The sequence below is a fragment of the Rhodosalinus halophilus genome, from assembly GCF_003298775.1.
GTDB lineage: Bacteria > Pseudomonadota > Alphaproteobacteria > Rhodobacterales > Rhodobacteraceae > Rhodosalinus > Rhodosalinus halophilus.
Genome location: NZ_QNTQ01000014.1, coordinates 44601 through 58925 on the forward strand (window position 1 = coordinate 44601; position 14325 = coordinate 58925).

General features: G+C 70.7%; 12 protein-coding genes. 7 read left to right on the plus strand and 5 right to left on the minus strand.

Going from position 1 to position 14325, the window contains the following annotated elements; genetic code table 11:
• Positions 1-283 precede the first annotated feature (283 nt).
• From DRV85_RS14205 to DRV85_RS14220, 4 genes are all read left to right on the plus strand, one after another.
• A complete protein-coding gene (locus DRV85_RS14205; RefSeq protein ID WP_113290141.1) occupies positions 284-1618 on the plus strand; it encodes a DUF2254 domain-containing protein in 1335 nt (444 codons plus the stop codon).
• Positions 1619-2400: 782 nt separating this feature from the next.
• Positions 2401-3264, plus strand: a complete 864-nt coding sequence (locus tag DRV85_RS14210; RefSeq protein ID WP_113290142.1) for a HalD/BesD family halogenase — start codon at positions 2401-2403, stop codon at positions 3262-3264.
• 12 nt (positions 3265-3276) lie between these two features.
• Complete coding sequence (locus DRV85_RS14215; protein ID WP_113290143.1) at positions 3277-4569, plus strand: M24 family metallopeptidase; 1293 nt, start codon at positions 3277-3279, stop codon at positions 4567-4569.
• A 53-nt stretch (positions 4570-4622) separates the two neighbouring features.
• Positions 4623-5474, plus strand: a complete 852-nt coding sequence (locus DRV85_RS14220; protein ID WP_113290144.1) for a LysR substrate-binding domain-containing protein — start codon at positions 4623-4625, stop codon at positions 5472-5474.
• Here the strand turns inward: DRV85_RS14220 and DRV85_RS14225 are convergent.
• On the minus strand, positions 5434-6393 hold the full coding sequence (locus DRV85_RS14225; protein ID WP_158540163.1) for a LysR substrate-binding domain-containing protein: 960 nt from the start codon (positions 6391-6393) through the stop codon (positions 5434-5436). The two genes, DRV85_RS14220 and DRV85_RS14225, sit on opposite strands and share 41 nt — an antisense overlap.
• Before the next feature lie 94 nt (positions 6394-6487).
• On the opposite strand from DRV85_RS14225, the gene DRV85_RS14230 reads away from it, so the two are divergent.
• The 3 genes from DRV85_RS14230 to DRV85_RS14240 are packed head-to-tail and all read left to right on the plus strand — an operon-like array spanning position 6488 to position 10876.
• On the plus strand, positions 6488-7783 hold the full coding sequence (locus tag DRV85_RS14230) for an aminotransferase (RefSeq protein ID WP_158540164.1): 1296 nt from the start codon (positions 6488-6490) through the stop codon (positions 7781-7783).
• Positions 7773-9254 (plus strand): amidase, encoded by a 1482-nt coding sequence (locus DRV85_RS14235; protein ID WP_113290147.1) that lies wholly within the window; start codon positions 7773-7775, stop codon positions 9252-9254. Before DRV85_RS14230 ends, DRV85_RS14235 begins: the two co-directional genes overlap by 11 nt.
• On the plus strand, positions 9251-10876 hold the full coding sequence (locus DRV85_RS14240) for an ABC transporter substrate-binding protein (RefSeq protein WP_113290148.1): 1626 nt from the start codon (positions 9251-9253) through the stop codon (positions 10874-10876). Before DRV85_RS14235 ends, DRV85_RS14240 begins: the two co-directional genes overlap by 4 nt.
• Positions 10877-11079: 203 nt before the next feature.
• Here the strand turns inward: DRV85_RS14240 and DRV85_RS14245 are convergent, their stop codons facing one another.
• The 4 genes from DRV85_RS14245 to DRV85_RS14260 all read right to left on the minus strand — a co-directional run bounded on the left by DRV85_RS14245 (position 11080) and on the right by DRV85_RS14260 (position 14182).
• On the minus strand, positions 11080-11358 hold the full coding sequence (locus tag DRV85_RS14245; RefSeq protein ID WP_113290149.1) for a hypothetical protein: 279 nt from the start codon (positions 11356-11358) through the stop codon (positions 11080-11082).
• A 103-nt stretch (positions 11359-11461) separates the two neighbouring features.
• Positions 11462-11761 carry an SH3 domain-containing protein gene (locus DRV85_RS14250; RefSeq protein WP_113290150.1) on the minus strand — a complete coding sequence of 100 codons (300 nt, stop codon included), beginning with the start codon at positions 11759-11761 and terminating at the stop codon, positions 11462-11464.
• Positions 11762-11805: 44 nt separating this feature from the next.
• Positions 11806-13491, minus strand: a complete 1686-nt coding sequence (locus DRV85_RS14255) for an SH3 domain-containing protein (protein WP_158540165.1) — start codon at positions 13489-13491, stop codon at positions 11806-11808.
• 136 nt (positions 13492-13627) lie between these two features.
• Entirely contained in the window at positions 13628-14182 is a 555-nt protein-coding gene (locus DRV85_RS14260) for a hypothetical protein (RefSeq protein ID WP_113290152.1), read from the minus strand.
• Positions 14183-14325: the final 143 nt, after the last annotated feature.

A 14325-nucleotide genomic window follows, 5' to 3' on the forward strand; every position in this document is an offset into this window, starting at 1 on the left:
CGAAATTGCAGCGGCGATCCCTGCGTCATTGGCGGCCCGTCGTCGTGCTGCGCCGCGTCGACCCTGGCCTGGCGTTTGTCCATCTGGGCGTTCCACTCATCCAGCTTCGCCTTGGTCCTCTCCACGCCGGCGTCGTGCGCCGACCGGTTCTCTTCGCTCATTCTGAGCTCGTTCCGCGTCGGGTTCTGGGATCACATCCGGGAACGATGGCACGGCGGGACCGGTCCGGAGGCGGCGCCCGCAAATCAGGGGCGGTCCGGGGCGCCGGCAGAGATCGCGCGACATGCCCGCCGGTTTCGTGGATGATACCGGAAGAACCCGCGTCCAGATCGGACTCTTCATCATGCTCTCCGGCAAGCTCTGGCAGCTCCGTCTCATACTCCGAAAGATCTGGGTGCGCGTGAGCGCCTTCGCGCTGCTCGCACTGATCTCAGCGATTCTCGCGCAACTGGTCGCGCCCTTGCTGCCGCGGTTTCCCGGCGTGCAAACCGGCGCAGAGGCGGTCGAGCAGCTTCTGGTCGTTCTCGCCACGTCGATGCTGGCGGTGACGACGTTTTCGCTGTCGGTCGCCGTGCAGGCCTTCGCCGCTGCGGCGCAGACGGCGACGCCGCGCGCGACCGCGCTGCTGCAGGAGGATCCGACGACACAGAACGTCCTCGCGACCTTTCTGGGGGCCTTCGTCTTCAGCCTGCTCGGCCTGGTCGCCCTGCAGGCGGATCTCTATGACGCGAGGGGCCGGCTGATCCTCTTCGCCGTCACCGCGGGCGTCGTGGCGCTCGTCATCGTGTCGCTGATCCGCTGGATCAGCCATCTGATGGAGTTCGGGCGGATGGAGAACATCCTCGACCGGGTGGAGGACGCCACGACCGCCGCCCTCGACCGGCGATTGCGCTCGCCCTTCCTCGGCGGGCGCCCGCTGCTGACGGCACCGCCGGTCGACGGGCACAAGGTCATCGCGAAGGCCGCCGGCTACGTCCTTCATCTCGACATGCAGCGCCTGCAGACGGTGGCCGGCGAGATGGGCGCGAACCTCTACCTGAGCCGCTTGCCCGGCAGCTACGTGGCGCCCGGCGCGCCGCTCCTCGTCGTGGAGGGCCGCGCGCCGGACGACGCGCAGGTACACAAGATGCGCGCGGCCTTCTCGTTCGGACGGCAGCGCGTGTTCGACGACGACCCGCGGTTCGGGCTGATCGTGCTTTCCGAGATCGCATCGCGCGCGCTCTCGCCAGCGGTGAACGACCCGGGAACGGCGATCGGGGTGATCGGCCGACTGGTTCGCATCCTGTCGCGCTGGGAGCCAAAAGAGATGGAAGGGACCGCCTTTCCGCGCGTGCACGTCCCGCCCATCCTTCCGGAGGAGGCGATCATCGACGCGTTCCGCCCGATCGCGCGCGATGGCGCGGGCATGATCGAGGTCCACCTGCACCTGCAGAAGGCCCTGGGGTTGCTCGCGGACACCGCACCGGAGGTCTTCGGGCCGGCCGCGTCTGCGATGGCGCAATACGATCTGGACTGCACCCGTCGCGCAGACCTGCCCGAAAGCGAGCGCGCGCAGTTGTCGTCGGTCGGGCCGACCGAGCCCAGGAGCCCGCGCGTGCGGGCCAATGCCTTCATCTGATGGGCTCGCGCATTGGTGCTTCGCTCCAGACTTGTCCGCCTTGCTCTCCCCGGATCGCCGCGGACCCACGACCGGGCTCTTCGAGGCCCCTCTCGAAGCGTTGCTCTCGTCCAGGGCTTCCGTGTTCCGGTGCCTTGCGTCTCTACGGCGACCAGCCGGCAGCCAGCCTGGGCACGCCGAACCCCGACTCGCGCCGCTCCGCCTTTGCGTAGCGATATCATCGCCGCCTCGTTTGGGCGGCGAACGCCTGTACTTTGGCAGCAAGGCTCTTCGAGCGCCTGACCACCGCGACGATTCGCCGAGGATTCCGTTCCTCTGTTTCGTCCGCAGAGAGCGTCGCTGAGAGCCAGGATAAACCGGGCGTTCCGAGGCTCCCCTTCGAGGAGACCCCGTTTCGGCGCTGCACGCGTGACTCTGAAGGGTCTGAGCGGCTTCTGGCGGCGACCGGCAGTCCGGTCGCGTCCCGAGTTGCGGCGGGAGCCTTGTTCGCCTCGTCCACGGTCGCCGCCGCCGTGTCGCGGACCGCACCCGGCCGCCGTTACCCGCTCGTGCCCGGCCCTCGTCGTGTCACGTGCGACGCACGATCCTGCAGGCAGCTTGGCGGGGCCCATCTCCGGACCGCTCTTGCCGCAACGATCCCATCGTCGAGCTGACGTCTGAATTCGATCCGATGAACGCTGAGCCGAATTCAATTGTGCCTGGCCTGCCGTGGATTGAAGGTCTCGCCCCAAGAACCGGAGTGGTTTCCCACGAAGTTCCGGCAGGCCGGAGAAAGGATCGCGATGACCATCGAGACAGCAATCTCCACCGATGCGCTTTCCGCTGTCGATCTCGACAGGTATCCGCTCGACGCACCCGGGAGCGAAACCTATCGGCGCCGCGTGGCCGAAGCGCGCGCGGCGCTGGAAAACGACGGATGCGCCATTCTCAAGCGCCTTGTCCGCCCGGCCGCGCTGGCAGGTATCGCCGAGGAGACGCGGGCGCTTGCACCGCAGGCGCATTTCACCTCGTCGCGCGCGACGGTCTACGGCGGCACGCCGGAGCCCGATCGGCCAGAGGGGCATCCGCTGAGGACCGAAGTGCAGCGCGACAACGGGTTCGTCGCTGGCGACCTGATCGGGCCGGAGACGCGGATACGGCAACTGTATCACGCGCCCGAGTTCCGTCGATTCATCGGCGCCTGTCTGGGCTTCGAGGAAATCCACGAGTTCGCGGATCCGCTCGCGCAACTCGTGGTCAACGTCCTGCCGCCCGGCACCGGGCACGGCTGGCATTTCGACAGCAACGAATTCATCGTCACGCTGCTGACCCAGCCGCCCGAAGGCGGCGGCGCCTTCGATTACTGCCCGCAGATCCGCGCGCCGGGCGCGGAGAACTACGGCGCGGTCGCCGGTGTGCTGGAAGGCGACCGGGCGCCGGTCCGGCGCCTCGATCTCGAGGCCGGCGATCTGCAGATCTTCTTCGGACGCTATTCGCTGCACAGGGTGTCACCCGTGCAAGGCGCACGCGACCGGCACACCGTGATCTTCGCCTACGCCCGCGAGCCGGGGCTTGTCGGCAATCCCGAGAAGACGCGCCAGATCTTCGGTCGCACGACCGAAGGGCACGCAGGCGCGGCAGCTCGCGACGACGGGCTCACGGGCTGAGGGGAGCGAGATATGGACGACCACCCCAACCTGCGCGAGGCCCCCGACAGGCTGGAGATCGACATCCGCCAGCGCAAGGTGGCGAACCGCACCACCTCGGCGGCCGACACCGTGCCGCGCGACTACGACGAGGTCAGCCTGCGCACCAGGCGGCTTGCCCGGACGCGGGAGATGATGCGCGCGAACGGGCTCGACGCCGTGCTGCTCTTCGATCCCTACAACCAGCGCTACGCCACGGGCTCGCGCAACATGTTCGGCTACTTCCTGCGCAACTCCACGCGCTACATCTATGTCCCGCTCGAGGGGGACGTGATCCTTTTCGAGTATCCGGGCAGCGCGCATATCTCGACCTGGCTCGAGACGATCCAGTACGCGCGCGAGTCGAAGGTCGTCTTCGCCTCGGTCAACGGGCGCGACCGCGAGGTGCTGAAGCCCTTCGCGCAGGAGATCGCGGCGCTGATGCGGACCGACTGCGGCGGGGGGCGGCGCGTGGGCATGGACCGCTGCTCGCATACCCTCGCGCTCGCGCTGGAGGCCGAAGGGCTGGAAGTCGAGGATTGCCTGCAGATGATGCTGCACACGCGGCGCATCAAGCTGCCCGAAGAGATCGCCTGTCTCGCGCTGAGCATGTCCGCGGTCGAGACGGCCGTCTGGAACGTGGAAAAGAAGGTCGAGGCAGGGGTCAGCGAGAACGAGCTTTTCGCCGAGATGTATCACGGCGTGTTGATGGGCGGCGGCGAGTTCATCGAGACGCGGCTGCTGAGTTCCGGGCCGAAGACCAACCCGTGGTTCAACGAGGCGGGCGAACGCAGGCTCCGGCCGGGCGAGCTGCTCGCGCTCGACACCGACACGATCGGCGTCAACGGCTACTACGCCGACATCTCGCGCACCTTCCACTGCGGGCCGGGTCGGCCGAGCGGCTACCAGAAGTCGCTCTACAAGATGGCCTGGGAACAGATCCAGCACAACGCGGCCATCGCGAAGCCCGGCATGACCTTCCGCGAGATCGCGGAGGCGGCCTGGCAGATCCCCGAGCGGTTCTACGACCTGCGCTACCCGTCGATCATCCACGGCGTCGGCATGCACGGCGAGAAGCCGATCATCGCCCATGCCGGCGATCTCGACCGCTACACCGGCGAGGGCGTGCTCGAAGAGGGGATGGTGGTCAGCGTCGAAAGCTACATCGGAGAGCCGGGCGGCCCCGAGGGCGTCAAGCTGGAGGACCAGTTCGTGGTGCGGGCGGACGGGTTGCAGCCGATGTCGCACTATCCCTTTGACGAGGATCTGCTGACGCGCGAGGTTTGAGCGGTCCCCGACGCGAGGCGCCATTGGCCAGACGACTGCCCCCCTTTGCCGCGATGCGCGCCTTCGAGGCCGCGGCGCGCAAGGGCGCGCTGCAGGACGCTGCCGACGAACTGCTCATCTCGCCCTCGGCCGTCAGCCATCAGATCAAGTCGCTCGAGCTGTTTCTCGGCGTGAAGCTCTTCACGCGCGGGCCCGAGGGGCTGACGCTCACGCCCGAGGGCGCGGCCTATGCCGGCAGGCTTTCCGCCGCGCTCGACAGCATCGACGCGGCGACGCAGACCGCGCTGGGCGCCGCGGCGGAGGGGCCGGTGCGGGTGCAGGCGCTCGCCTCCTTCGCGCAACTCTGGCTGATCCCGCGGCTGGGCGACTTCCTCGCGTCCAACCCGGATGTCCCGGTGGAGGTGCGCACCGACACCGAGGACCACCCGCTGGACGGCAGCGACACCGACCTTGCGATCCTTTACGCCGAGGCGACGCCCGAGGGCGCGGTCTGCGATCGGCTGATGGGGGAAGAGATCTTTCCCGTGGCCGCGCCCGCCTGGCTCGCGGACAACGCGCTTGCCACGCCCGACGATCTTTCCGCGCATTGCCTGATCGGCTGCGGCCTCGCGCCCGGGGAATGGAGCGACTGGCTGGCCGGCGCGGGGGCCGCGCATCGCGCGGTGCGGCCGCAGTTGATGTTCGACGCGCGCTCGCAGGTGCTCGAGGCGGCGGCGGAGGGGCTCGGCCTCGCCATGAACCGCAGCCCTTTCGGCGCGGGCATGCTGCGCACCGGCAGGCTCGCCGCGCCCTTCGCCTATCGCCATCGCACCGGCTTCGCCTTCTGGGTGGTCGTGCCCGAACGGGCCGCCACGCGCCCGGGGGTCAAGCGCCTGCGGGCGTGGCTCCTGTCGCAGGCGGGCTAGGCGGCCGGCCCTCGCGCCGCGCCCAGAAGGCCGCCCACCACGCGCGGTGCGCCGCCGCCTCCTCGCGCAGCCAGTCGAGGAACAGAAGAAGCTCCTCGCTCGCGGCCTGTGCCGTCGGTGTGACGAGGTAATAGGCGTCGGGCGACGGAAGCCGCGCGTCGAGCGGCACATCCAGCCGGCCCGTCGCGACATGGCCCTGCGCGGTTACCTCGTCGCCCATGGTCACCCCGTCGCCGCGGGCCGCAGCTTCCAGGCACAGCCAGGACTGCGTGTAGAGCCGTCCGGCGTCCGGGTCGAAGGCGCGCATGCCCGCCGCCGTGCGCAGCGCCGCCCACCAGAAGGTGGTCTGGTCGTGGATCAGCACCTCGTCCGCGATATCGGCCAGCCGTGGCCTGCGCCCGAGTCCATCGAAGAATCCGGGCGCGGCCACGGGAAAGACCGCGTTGGTCATCAGCGGCTCGAAGCGGCAGTCGCGCCAGGCGCCGCGCCCCCAGATCACCGCGCAGTCGTAGCCGCCCTCGGGCGGTGCGTTCATGCCCAGCCGCACCTCGACGGACACGCGGATGTCGGGCTGCGCCCGCTCGAAGCGCGCAAGGCGGTCGAAGAGCCAGAGCTGGACGAAGTCGCAATCGGCCACCAGCCGGATCTGGCGCGGCAGGTCGGTGCCAACGGCCGCCAGCCGCTCGCGTAGGGTGGAGAGGCCGGCCTCCGCCGCCTTCGCCACCTCGCGCCCCAGCGGGGTCAGCGTGACCGCCCGCGCGCTGCGCTCGAAAAGCGCTGCGCCGAATTGCGTCTCGAGCGCCGCGATCTGCTTGCTCACCGCCGACTGGGTGACGTTCAGCTCTTCGGCTGCGCGGGTGAAGCTTTCGTGCCGGGCGGCGCATTCGAAGACCCGCAGGGCGTTGAGATTGGGCAGCATCGCACGAACCATTCCTTTTGGTCAGTCATAGCAGGAGAAATCCTCTTTTGACAGAGCTCGCGCCATGCTTGACGCTGGCGCGAAAGGAGGCCCGATGTCCCAGCTCTACCCCTTCACCGACCCGCAAGCCGCTGCCCCGCGCCGCATCGTCTCGGGGCACGGCATCCGCGTGCGCGACGATCAGGGGCGCGAGTTCATCGACGCGGTCGCGGCGCTCTGGTGCGCCTCGCTGGGATTCGACGACGCGCGCCTGCGCCGGGCGGCGAGCGAGCAGATGGCGGAGCTTGCCTATTACCACAGCTTCATGGGCCGCACGCCCGCGGTGACCGAGCGGCTGGCGGACCGGCTCGTCGCCCGGCTGCCCGCCCCGCTGTCGCAGGTCTTCTTCGCCACTTCCGGGTCCGAGGCGGTGGAGAGCGCGGCCAAGATCGCGCGCTACTACCAGTCCGCGCGCGGCCGGCCCGACAAGATGCGGTTCATCGCGCGTGAGGGCGCCTATCACGGCTCGGGCCAGATGAGCGCCGCGCTCACCGGGCTGTCCTACTGTCACACCGGCTTCGGCCTGCCGCTGCCGGCCGTGCTGCGCACCGGGCGCCCGCACCATTTCCGTGACGCCGAGCCGGGCGAGAGCGAGATCGCCTTCTCGAAGCGCCGCGCACGCGAACTCGATGCGCTGATCCGGGCCGAGGACGCGGGCACCATCGCCGCCTTCATCGGCGAGCCCGCGATGGGCGCGGGCGGCGTGATCCTGCCGCCAGAGGGCTACTGGGCCGAGATCCAGGAGGTGCTGGCCCGCCACGACATCCTGCTGATCGCGGACGAGATCATCACCGGCTTCGGCCGCACCGGCGAATGGTTCGGCTGCGAGACCTGGGGCATCCGGCCGGACATGATGACGCTGGCCAAGCAGTTGACGGCCTCGTACTTCCCGCTCTCGGCCGTCGCGATCTCGGGCGAGATGGCGCGCGCGATCGGCGGCTTCGCGCATCAGCACGGCACCTTCGGCCACGGGTTCACCTACGGCGGCCACCCGGTAGGGTCCGCCGTCGCGCTCGAGACGCTCGACATCTACGAAGAGATGGATTTGCCGGCGCAGGTTGCCCGCTTGGGCGCGCATCTGGGCCGTCGGCTGGCGCGGCTGGCGGATCGTCCCGGCATCGGACAGCTGCGGCGGCAGGGCCTGCTCGCCGCCGTGGAAATGACGCGCGCCGAGGACGCCGCGCGCGTCGCGGCCGAGGCGGAGCAACGCGGCGTCTTCTTCCGCCTGATCGGCCCTGTTCTGGCGATCGCACCCCCTTACGTCGCCACGCCGGAGGATCTCGACGCGATCATGGACGTGATGGAGGCGGCGCTCGACGCCTGCGCGGTGGAGGTGGCCGGTGTCCCCTGACGACCTTGCCTATCTCGGCGCGGTGGAGGCGCTGGACCATTTCCGGCGGCGGTCACTCTCGCCCGTGGAACTGATGCGTGCGATGCTGGCCCGGGCCGAGGCGACCGAGCCCGTCGTGAACGCCCTGCCGCTCCGCTACCCCGAACAGGCAATGCAGGCCGCGCGAGAGGCCGAGGCCCGGTGGATGCGCGGCGAGGCGCGCCCGCTCGAGGGGCTGCCCGTGGCGATCAAGGACTCCACGGACTTGGCCGGGCAACCCACCTCACTGGGCTCGCTGACCATGCCGGACAGGCCCGCCACCCGAACCGCTGTCGTCAACGCACGTGTGCTGGCGGCGGGCGGCATCCCGCACGCCCGCAGCGCGACGCCGGAGTTCTCCTGCGCCTACTACACCCATTCGCGCCGCTGGGGTGTGACCCGGAACCCCTGGCGCCCCGAGACGGCGCCCGGCGGCTCCTCCGGCGGGGCGGCGGCGGCGCTGGCGGCGGGCAGCACGACGCTTGCCACCGGGTCGGACATCGCGGGCTCGATCCGCGAGCCCGCGGCCCGCTGCGGCGTCGTGGGCTACAAGCCGCCCTACGGACGCGTGCCGCAGGACGCGCCCTTCAACCTCGATACCTACTGCCACGCGGGACCGATGGCGCGCAGCGTGGCCGACGCGATGCTGATGCAGAACGTGCTGGCGGGGCCTGACGCGTCGGACCCCGCCTGCCTGCCCGAGAGCGAGCCGCTCGCCGAAGCGCCCGGCGACCTGACCGGCTGGCGCATCGCCTGGTCCCCCGACCTTGGCGCCTTTCGGACCGACCCGGAGGTGGTCGGGACCGCGCGCCGCGCACTCGCCGTCTTTGCCGATCTCGGCGCCGAGATCGAAGAGGTGCGCCTGCCCTGGACCCCGGCGATGATCGCAGCGGGCTGGGCGCACCTGCGCATGGGCTTCGGCCAGTGGATCGCCCGGCAGGCGAAAACACAGGGCGCGCTGATGACGGGCTACGCTCTGCGCTTCGCGGAAGCGGCGCGCAGGGCCGGCGCCTCGGACCATCTGGCGAGCCTCGCGGCCGCGGCCGAGATGCACGCCGCGCTCGCCCCTGTGATGGCGCGCTGCCGCCTGCTGGTCGCGCCCGCCACCGCCTGCGCCGCGATCCCCGCCGACTACGCCCCGGAGCGCCACGCCCTCGCCATCGAAGGGCGGGCCATCGGAGAGTTCGACACGGCGATGACGCTGCCCTTCAACATGCTCTCGCGCCATCCGGTGCTGAGCGTGCCGGCGGGCCGCACCGCCGCGGGCAGCCCCGTGGGCCTGCAACTCGTCGGCCGCCTGCTGGCCGACGGCGACGTGTTCCGCGCGGGGCTTGCCTACGAGGCGGCGGTGGGCGGCTGGTATCGCCGCGCCGCCGACCGGCCCCGCATCCCTGCACAAGACCGCGAACAGGCGACACCGCCGACACCAGCCGACACGGAGGTAACCCCATGACCCGTAACACCGACCCGATCCGCCCCCTCGTGCGCCGCATGGCGCGCGACGCCCGCGCAGGCCGGCTGGACCGCCGCGAGTTCCTCGCGCTCGCCAGCACCTTCGGCGCCAGCGCCGCCGGCGCCTACGGGCTTCTCGGCCTGCCCGCGCCGGCCGCCGCGCAGGAGACGCCGAAGGCGGGCGGCACGCTGCGCGTCTCGATGCAGGTGCTCGAGATCGCCGACCCGCGGCTCTACGACTGGACCGAGAAGGCCAATGTCGCGCGGCAATTCCTCGAGCCGCTGGTGCGGTGGGAGCCGGACTACACCTTTTCCGGCATGCTGGCCGAAAGCTGGGAGGTCAGCGACGACGCCCGGACCTACACGCTGAACCTGCGCCGCGACGCGCTCTGGAACAACGGCGACGCCTTCACCGCCGAGGACGTGGTCTTCAACATCCGGCGCTGGTGCGACCGCACGGCGGAGGGCAACGCGATGGCCGCGCGGATGGGCGCGCTGATCGACCCCGACACCGGCATGGCCCGCGACGGCGCGATCGAGGCGCTGGACGATCACACCGTGCGGCTCAACCTCGCCACGCCGGACATCACGCTGATCGCCACCATGTCGGACTATCCGGCGCTGATCGTGCACCGGGACTTCGCGGGCGATCTGGCCGCGGCGCCGGTCGGCACGGGGCCTTTCGAGCTCGAGTCGCTCGAGGTGGGCGGCACCGCGACGTTGCGCCGCCGCGAGAGCGGCTGGTGGGGCGGCGAGGTCTTTCTCGACGGTATCGAGTTCATCGACTACGGCACCGACCCGGCTGCGACCGTTGCCGCCTTCGACGCGGGCGAGATCCACGTCAACGACCTGTCGCCCTCGGACTTCGTCGAGGTGCTGGACGGCCTCGGCCTGATCCGCAAGGCCAAGCCCACGGCGGCGACCGTCGTCGCGCGGATGCGGTCGGATTCGCCGCCCTTCGACAGCAAGGCTGTGCGCAACGCCGTGCAGGTGGCCACCGACAACGCCGTGGTGCTCGAGCTGGGCTATGCCGGCCACGGCGCCGTGGCGGAGAACCACCACGTCGGGCCGATGCACCCCGAGTATGCGGAACTGCCGTCGCCGGCACACGACCCCGACCGGGCCCGCGCCATGCTGGAGGAGGCGGGCCATGCAGAGACCGAGATCGAGCTGACCTCGATCTCGGGCGACTGGCGCGCGGTGACCTCCGACGCCATCGCCTCGCAGCTGCGCGACGCAGGCCTCAAGGTGAAGCGCACGGTGGTCCCGGGCGCGACCTTCTGGAACAACTGGACGAAGTATCCCTTCTCGACCACGGACTGGGGCGCGCGCCCGCTGGGGGTGCAGGTCTATGCGCTGGCCTACAAGTCGGATTCGGCCTGGAACGAATCCGGCCACGCGAATCCCGAATTCGACGCGAAGCTCGAAGAGGCGATGGGCATCTACGACGCCGAGGCGCGTCGTGCGATCATGGCCGACCTGCAGGCGATGCTGCAGGACAGTGGCGTGATCATACAGCCCTTCTGGGTCAACCAGACGCTGCACCATGTGGCCGAGCTGAAGGGCTACGAGCGCCACCAGGCACGCGAGATGCATTTCGAGCGGGCCTGGCTGGACATCTGACCTGGGCCGATCTCTTTCCGGCCTCGATCAGGCGGCTGGCCTCGGCGCGGTTCGGCTTGCCTCCTGGGGAACGACCGGTTGCCGCGGACGCTGGCTTCATGAAGCCGGAACTGCGAGAGTCCGAAGGACATGCTCCGCCGGCTGCGGTCTCGCGCGTCGAACGCGGCATGCGAGGAACTTCCGGGACGGCGGGCTGCGCCATGTCATCGTGTTTGGCCATGTCGTCCCGTGAGGAAACTGCATAGCGTGACGAGAACCGCGAGGTTCAGGAGCGGCGTGGCACTCGTCAGCCATGGCCAGAGCGGCTCGGGGAACAGATCTACGAGCCCTGTCCAGGGCCATCCGAGCGGCAGGAGAAATACGCCCGAAAGCGGATCGCGTTCCTGACCCAGGAGGCCGAAGGTGCCGATCACGAAAAGGCCCAGCGCCGCGACGTAGAGGGCGACGAACAGCCCGATGACGAAGCGGCAGATGCGGGTCATGGTGATCTGGTCTCCTCTTCTCCGCGCGCCGCGCCTCTGAACTCGCCGGCTCGGTTTTGCCGCGAGGCTCGGACTGCCCGGGCGTCGTCGCTTCGCCGCGGCCTCACTCGCCGAGATAGCGGCAGGCGACGAAGCCTTGCAGTTGCGGCGTCTCGCGCAGCGCGACGAGGCACCATTGCGTCCCCCCGTGCGTCTCGCGCGAGAGAAGGTCGACCTCGCGGCCGTTGGGCAGGCCGACGATGGTCTCGAAACTTGTCCCCGGTCCGCGGCGCAGGTTGAGCATGTCGTTCGCGGCGACGCCGACGACGCGGTAGAAATCGGGGCCGTCCGCCGTGGCGAGGACCGGCAGTGGCGCGAGCAGCGCGAGGCTCGCGGCCACCGCGAGGTGGATGGGTCGTATCATGCCAGGTCTCCTTTCTGGGGGTGTGTCTCCGCGGGCGGCAACGCCTACCCGCCGTAGAGCGCGGCGTCTGGGATTTCGTAGCGCTCGTCGTCGATGCGCACGATCGTGGTGTCGCCCGCGCGCGTGGCCTCGGTGTCGAAGCCGCCGCCCGCCTGGCTGGCGTCGGTCGAGACGAAGGCGCCGTTCTCGAAGAAGAGCGCGCGCCGCATCCCGTCGGGGCGGATGACCACCAGGGTGGCGGAGCCGCCGCCGTCGCGCGCGACGCCGAAGGCGCAGTCCCGCGCAGGTGCGCTGGCCGCTTGCGTGCAGGTGATCAGCCCGGTGGCGTCGAAGACCCCCTGGCCGGCGCGCAGCGCGGACTCCGCGGGCTCCAGCCAGGCCGCCTCGGCCCAACCGGTGCGATCATCGCCGACGGAGCCGACCTCGCACCAGGCCCCCTCGCAGCCGAGGTTGCGCAGCACGGTTCCCGGCATCACGGTGAAAACCGTCTGCGCCCCGGCCTCCGGCGCCGCCCGGACGGCGACGGCGCTGGCGCCGAAGGTTCCGAAATAAGGCGGCGTGCCCGAGGGGATCTCGCGCCGCCCGGCGTGCGGCTCGGGGATCTCGGGCATCGTCCCAGCCACCGTCGACGCGGCGCGCGCTCCCGAGTCGGCAGGGATCAGGTCGGTCGGGATCTCCTCCACGGCGTGGAAGGCGACCGAGCCGTGCAGTTCGATCACGTCCGTCTCGCCGGGGACGAGGAACTGCGCCGCTACCCAGCCACGGTGGCCGCGCGCGTCAGCGACATCGCACCAGCGCCGGCCCTCGGCCACCGTGCAGCCGCCGGCATTGCGCACCGTCGCGCCGAAGGGCAGCTGCGCGATGACCGGCGCGGCGGCCGAGGGCGCGCCGTGCATGTTGAGCAGGCCGCCGCGGTTGGCGAGCCGCACGACGAAGGCGGGCGCGGCGCCATCCACCGGGTCCGCCGAGGGCACGGCTGCATGCGCGGGCAGCACGGGGCGATCGGGCGCAGGCGGCGCGGCCTCGATCAGGAACGCGCCCGCGACCCAGCCGCGCAGGCCGCGCGTGTCGCTCACGTCGCACCAGCGGCGTCCCTCGGCCATCCGGCAACCGCCGGCGTTGCGCAGCGTCTTGCCGTGGGCGAGCCGGCCGATCACCGGCGCGCCCGCCGATGGGCCGGAATGCACGTTCAGCCGGCTGGTCCGGTCGGCGAGGCGCACCTGCCAGAAATCCGGCCCGCCCTGCAGCCCGTCGGCATAGTCACGTTCGACCGTCTCCGTCATCGTCTGCGCGGCGGGGATCTCGATGCGCAGGCGGTACTCGGCCGTCTCGTCGCGCCGGGCGGCGGAGCGCATCATGTAGACCGAGATCGTGTAGTCGCCCGAGGTGGGCAGCGTCGCGTCGAAGCGGTTGATGTCGGGCACCATCGGATGCACGCCGCCGAATTGCGAGACCGCCAGCGCCTCTTCTCCCGGCCCCTTGCCGGGTTCGTAGACGTTGAAATAGGTGGCGGTGTGACCGGTCTCGAGCGTCACCATCATGCGTTGCCCGGCCTCGGCGCCGACAAGGTAGTCGACGGCCTCGTAGCCGGTGATACTCCCCTCGATCGTGGTGCCGGTCGTCCCGGCGGGAAAGGCCACCCGCTCGGTGCGGCTCTCTCGTGCCGCGGGCGGTGTGGCGAGCACCGCGACGAGCGCGGCGGCCAGGGCGAGTGTGGCGGGTCGTGTCATGGCTGTGTCTCCATCGGTGCGGCGCGAGGCGCGCGCGAGAGGGTCGTGGATCCGCGCCCCTCGGGTCATGCGAGGGGCGCGGGCCGGGGCAGGCTGTCCGCTGGCCGCGCGTGGCGAGGGACGAAAGCGCGGCGGTTCAGCCGGCCAGCCTGTGCCCGTCCTGGAAGAGATAGACGCGGCCCTGCGCGCTCATCTCGCAGACCGCGTGCCGGTGGCCGGCGGCCACCTCGACGTAGAAGTCGTCGCGCGCCACCTGCGTCGAGTTCACCACGTGGATGTTGCGCGGATTGGTGCCCCAGCGGGCCGAAGCCTCGCCCACGCAGCCGCGCAGCGCGAGGGTCGGCGCATTCGGGCCCTCGCTTTGCTCCCGGGTGCGCGCCAGGCGGTTCTCGCGTTCCTTCATGCCGGCGGAAAAGCCGTCGCCATAGGCGATCGTCGAGCCACGATAGGCGTCGTTGTGCAGCCCGGCCCGGTATCCGCGTTCGAACTCGGCGGTCTCGTCGGCGGTCTGCGGTGCGCGGCCTTCCTGATGGTGCTTCTCGTGATGCGCGAGCGCGGCGATGCCTAGGATGGCGAGCGCGCCGGCGACGGCCTCGCGCTGCTGCTTGTCGAGGGCTGCGGCGGGGCTTGCGGCGAGGGCGAGCGCCACTGCGGCGGCGGTCGCGGCGCGGAACGGTCTGGGCTTGTTCATCGGTCGATCCTGTCGAACTTTCGGGGAGGTGGCAGGCCGGTTCCGAAGACCCGACCTGCCTGGGGAAGAACCGCCCGCCGCCCTGGGGATTTGACGGCCGGCGGCCGTGGCCGGGGAATGCGCGCCCCGGTCACCTCGCGGCC

What these genes read in the sequence shown, in the direction of transcription:
- DRV85_RS14220 (WP_113290144.1), top strand. Translation starts at nt 4,623, where the DNA reads ATGCGCGCCTTCGAGGCCGCGGCGCGCAAGGGCGCGCTGCAGGACGCT.
- DRV85_RS14215 (WP_113290143.1), top strand. Translation starts at nt 3,277, where the DNA reads ATGGACGACCACCCCAACCTGCGCGAGGCCCCCGACAGGCTGGAGATC.
- DRV85_RS14205 (WP_113290141.1), top strand. Translation starts at nt 284, where the DNA reads ATGCCCGCCGGTTTCGTGGATGATACCGGAAGAACCCGCGTCCAGATC.
- DRV85_RS14250 (WP_113290150.1), bottom strand. Translation starts at nt 11,761, where the DNA reads ATGATACGACCCATCCACCTCGCGGTGGCCGCGAGCCTCGCGCTGCTC.
- DRV85_RS14255 (WP_158540165.1), bottom strand. Translation starts at nt 13,491, where the DNA reads ATGACACGACCCGCCACACTCGCCCTGGCCGCCGCGCTCGTCGCGGTG.
- DRV85_RS14260 (WP_113290152.1), bottom strand. Translation starts at nt 14,182, where the DNA reads ATGAACAAGCCCAGACCGTTCCGCGCCGCGACCGCCGCCGCAGTGGCG.
- DRV85_RS14240 (WP_113290148.1), top strand. Translation starts at nt 9,251, where the DNA reads ATGACCCGTAACACCGACCCGATCCGCCCCCTCGTGCGCCGCATGGCG.
- DRV85_RS14245 (WP_113290149.1), bottom strand. Translation starts at nt 11,358, where the DNA reads ATGACCCGCATCTGCCGCTTCGTCATCGGGCTGTTCGTCGCCCTCTAC.
- DRV85_RS14230 (WP_158540164.1), top strand. Translation starts at nt 6,488, where the DNA reads ATGTCCCAGCTCTACCCCTTCACCGACCCGCAAGCCGCTGCCCCGCGC.
- DRV85_RS14210 (WP_113290142.1), top strand. Translation starts at nt 2,401, where the DNA reads ATGACCATCGAGACAGCAATCTCCACCGATGCGCTTTCCGCTGTCGAT.
- DRV85_RS14225 (WP_158540163.1), bottom strand. Translation starts at nt 6,393, where the DNA reads ATGCTGCCCAATCTCAACGCCCTGCGGGTCTTCGAATGCGCCGCCCGG.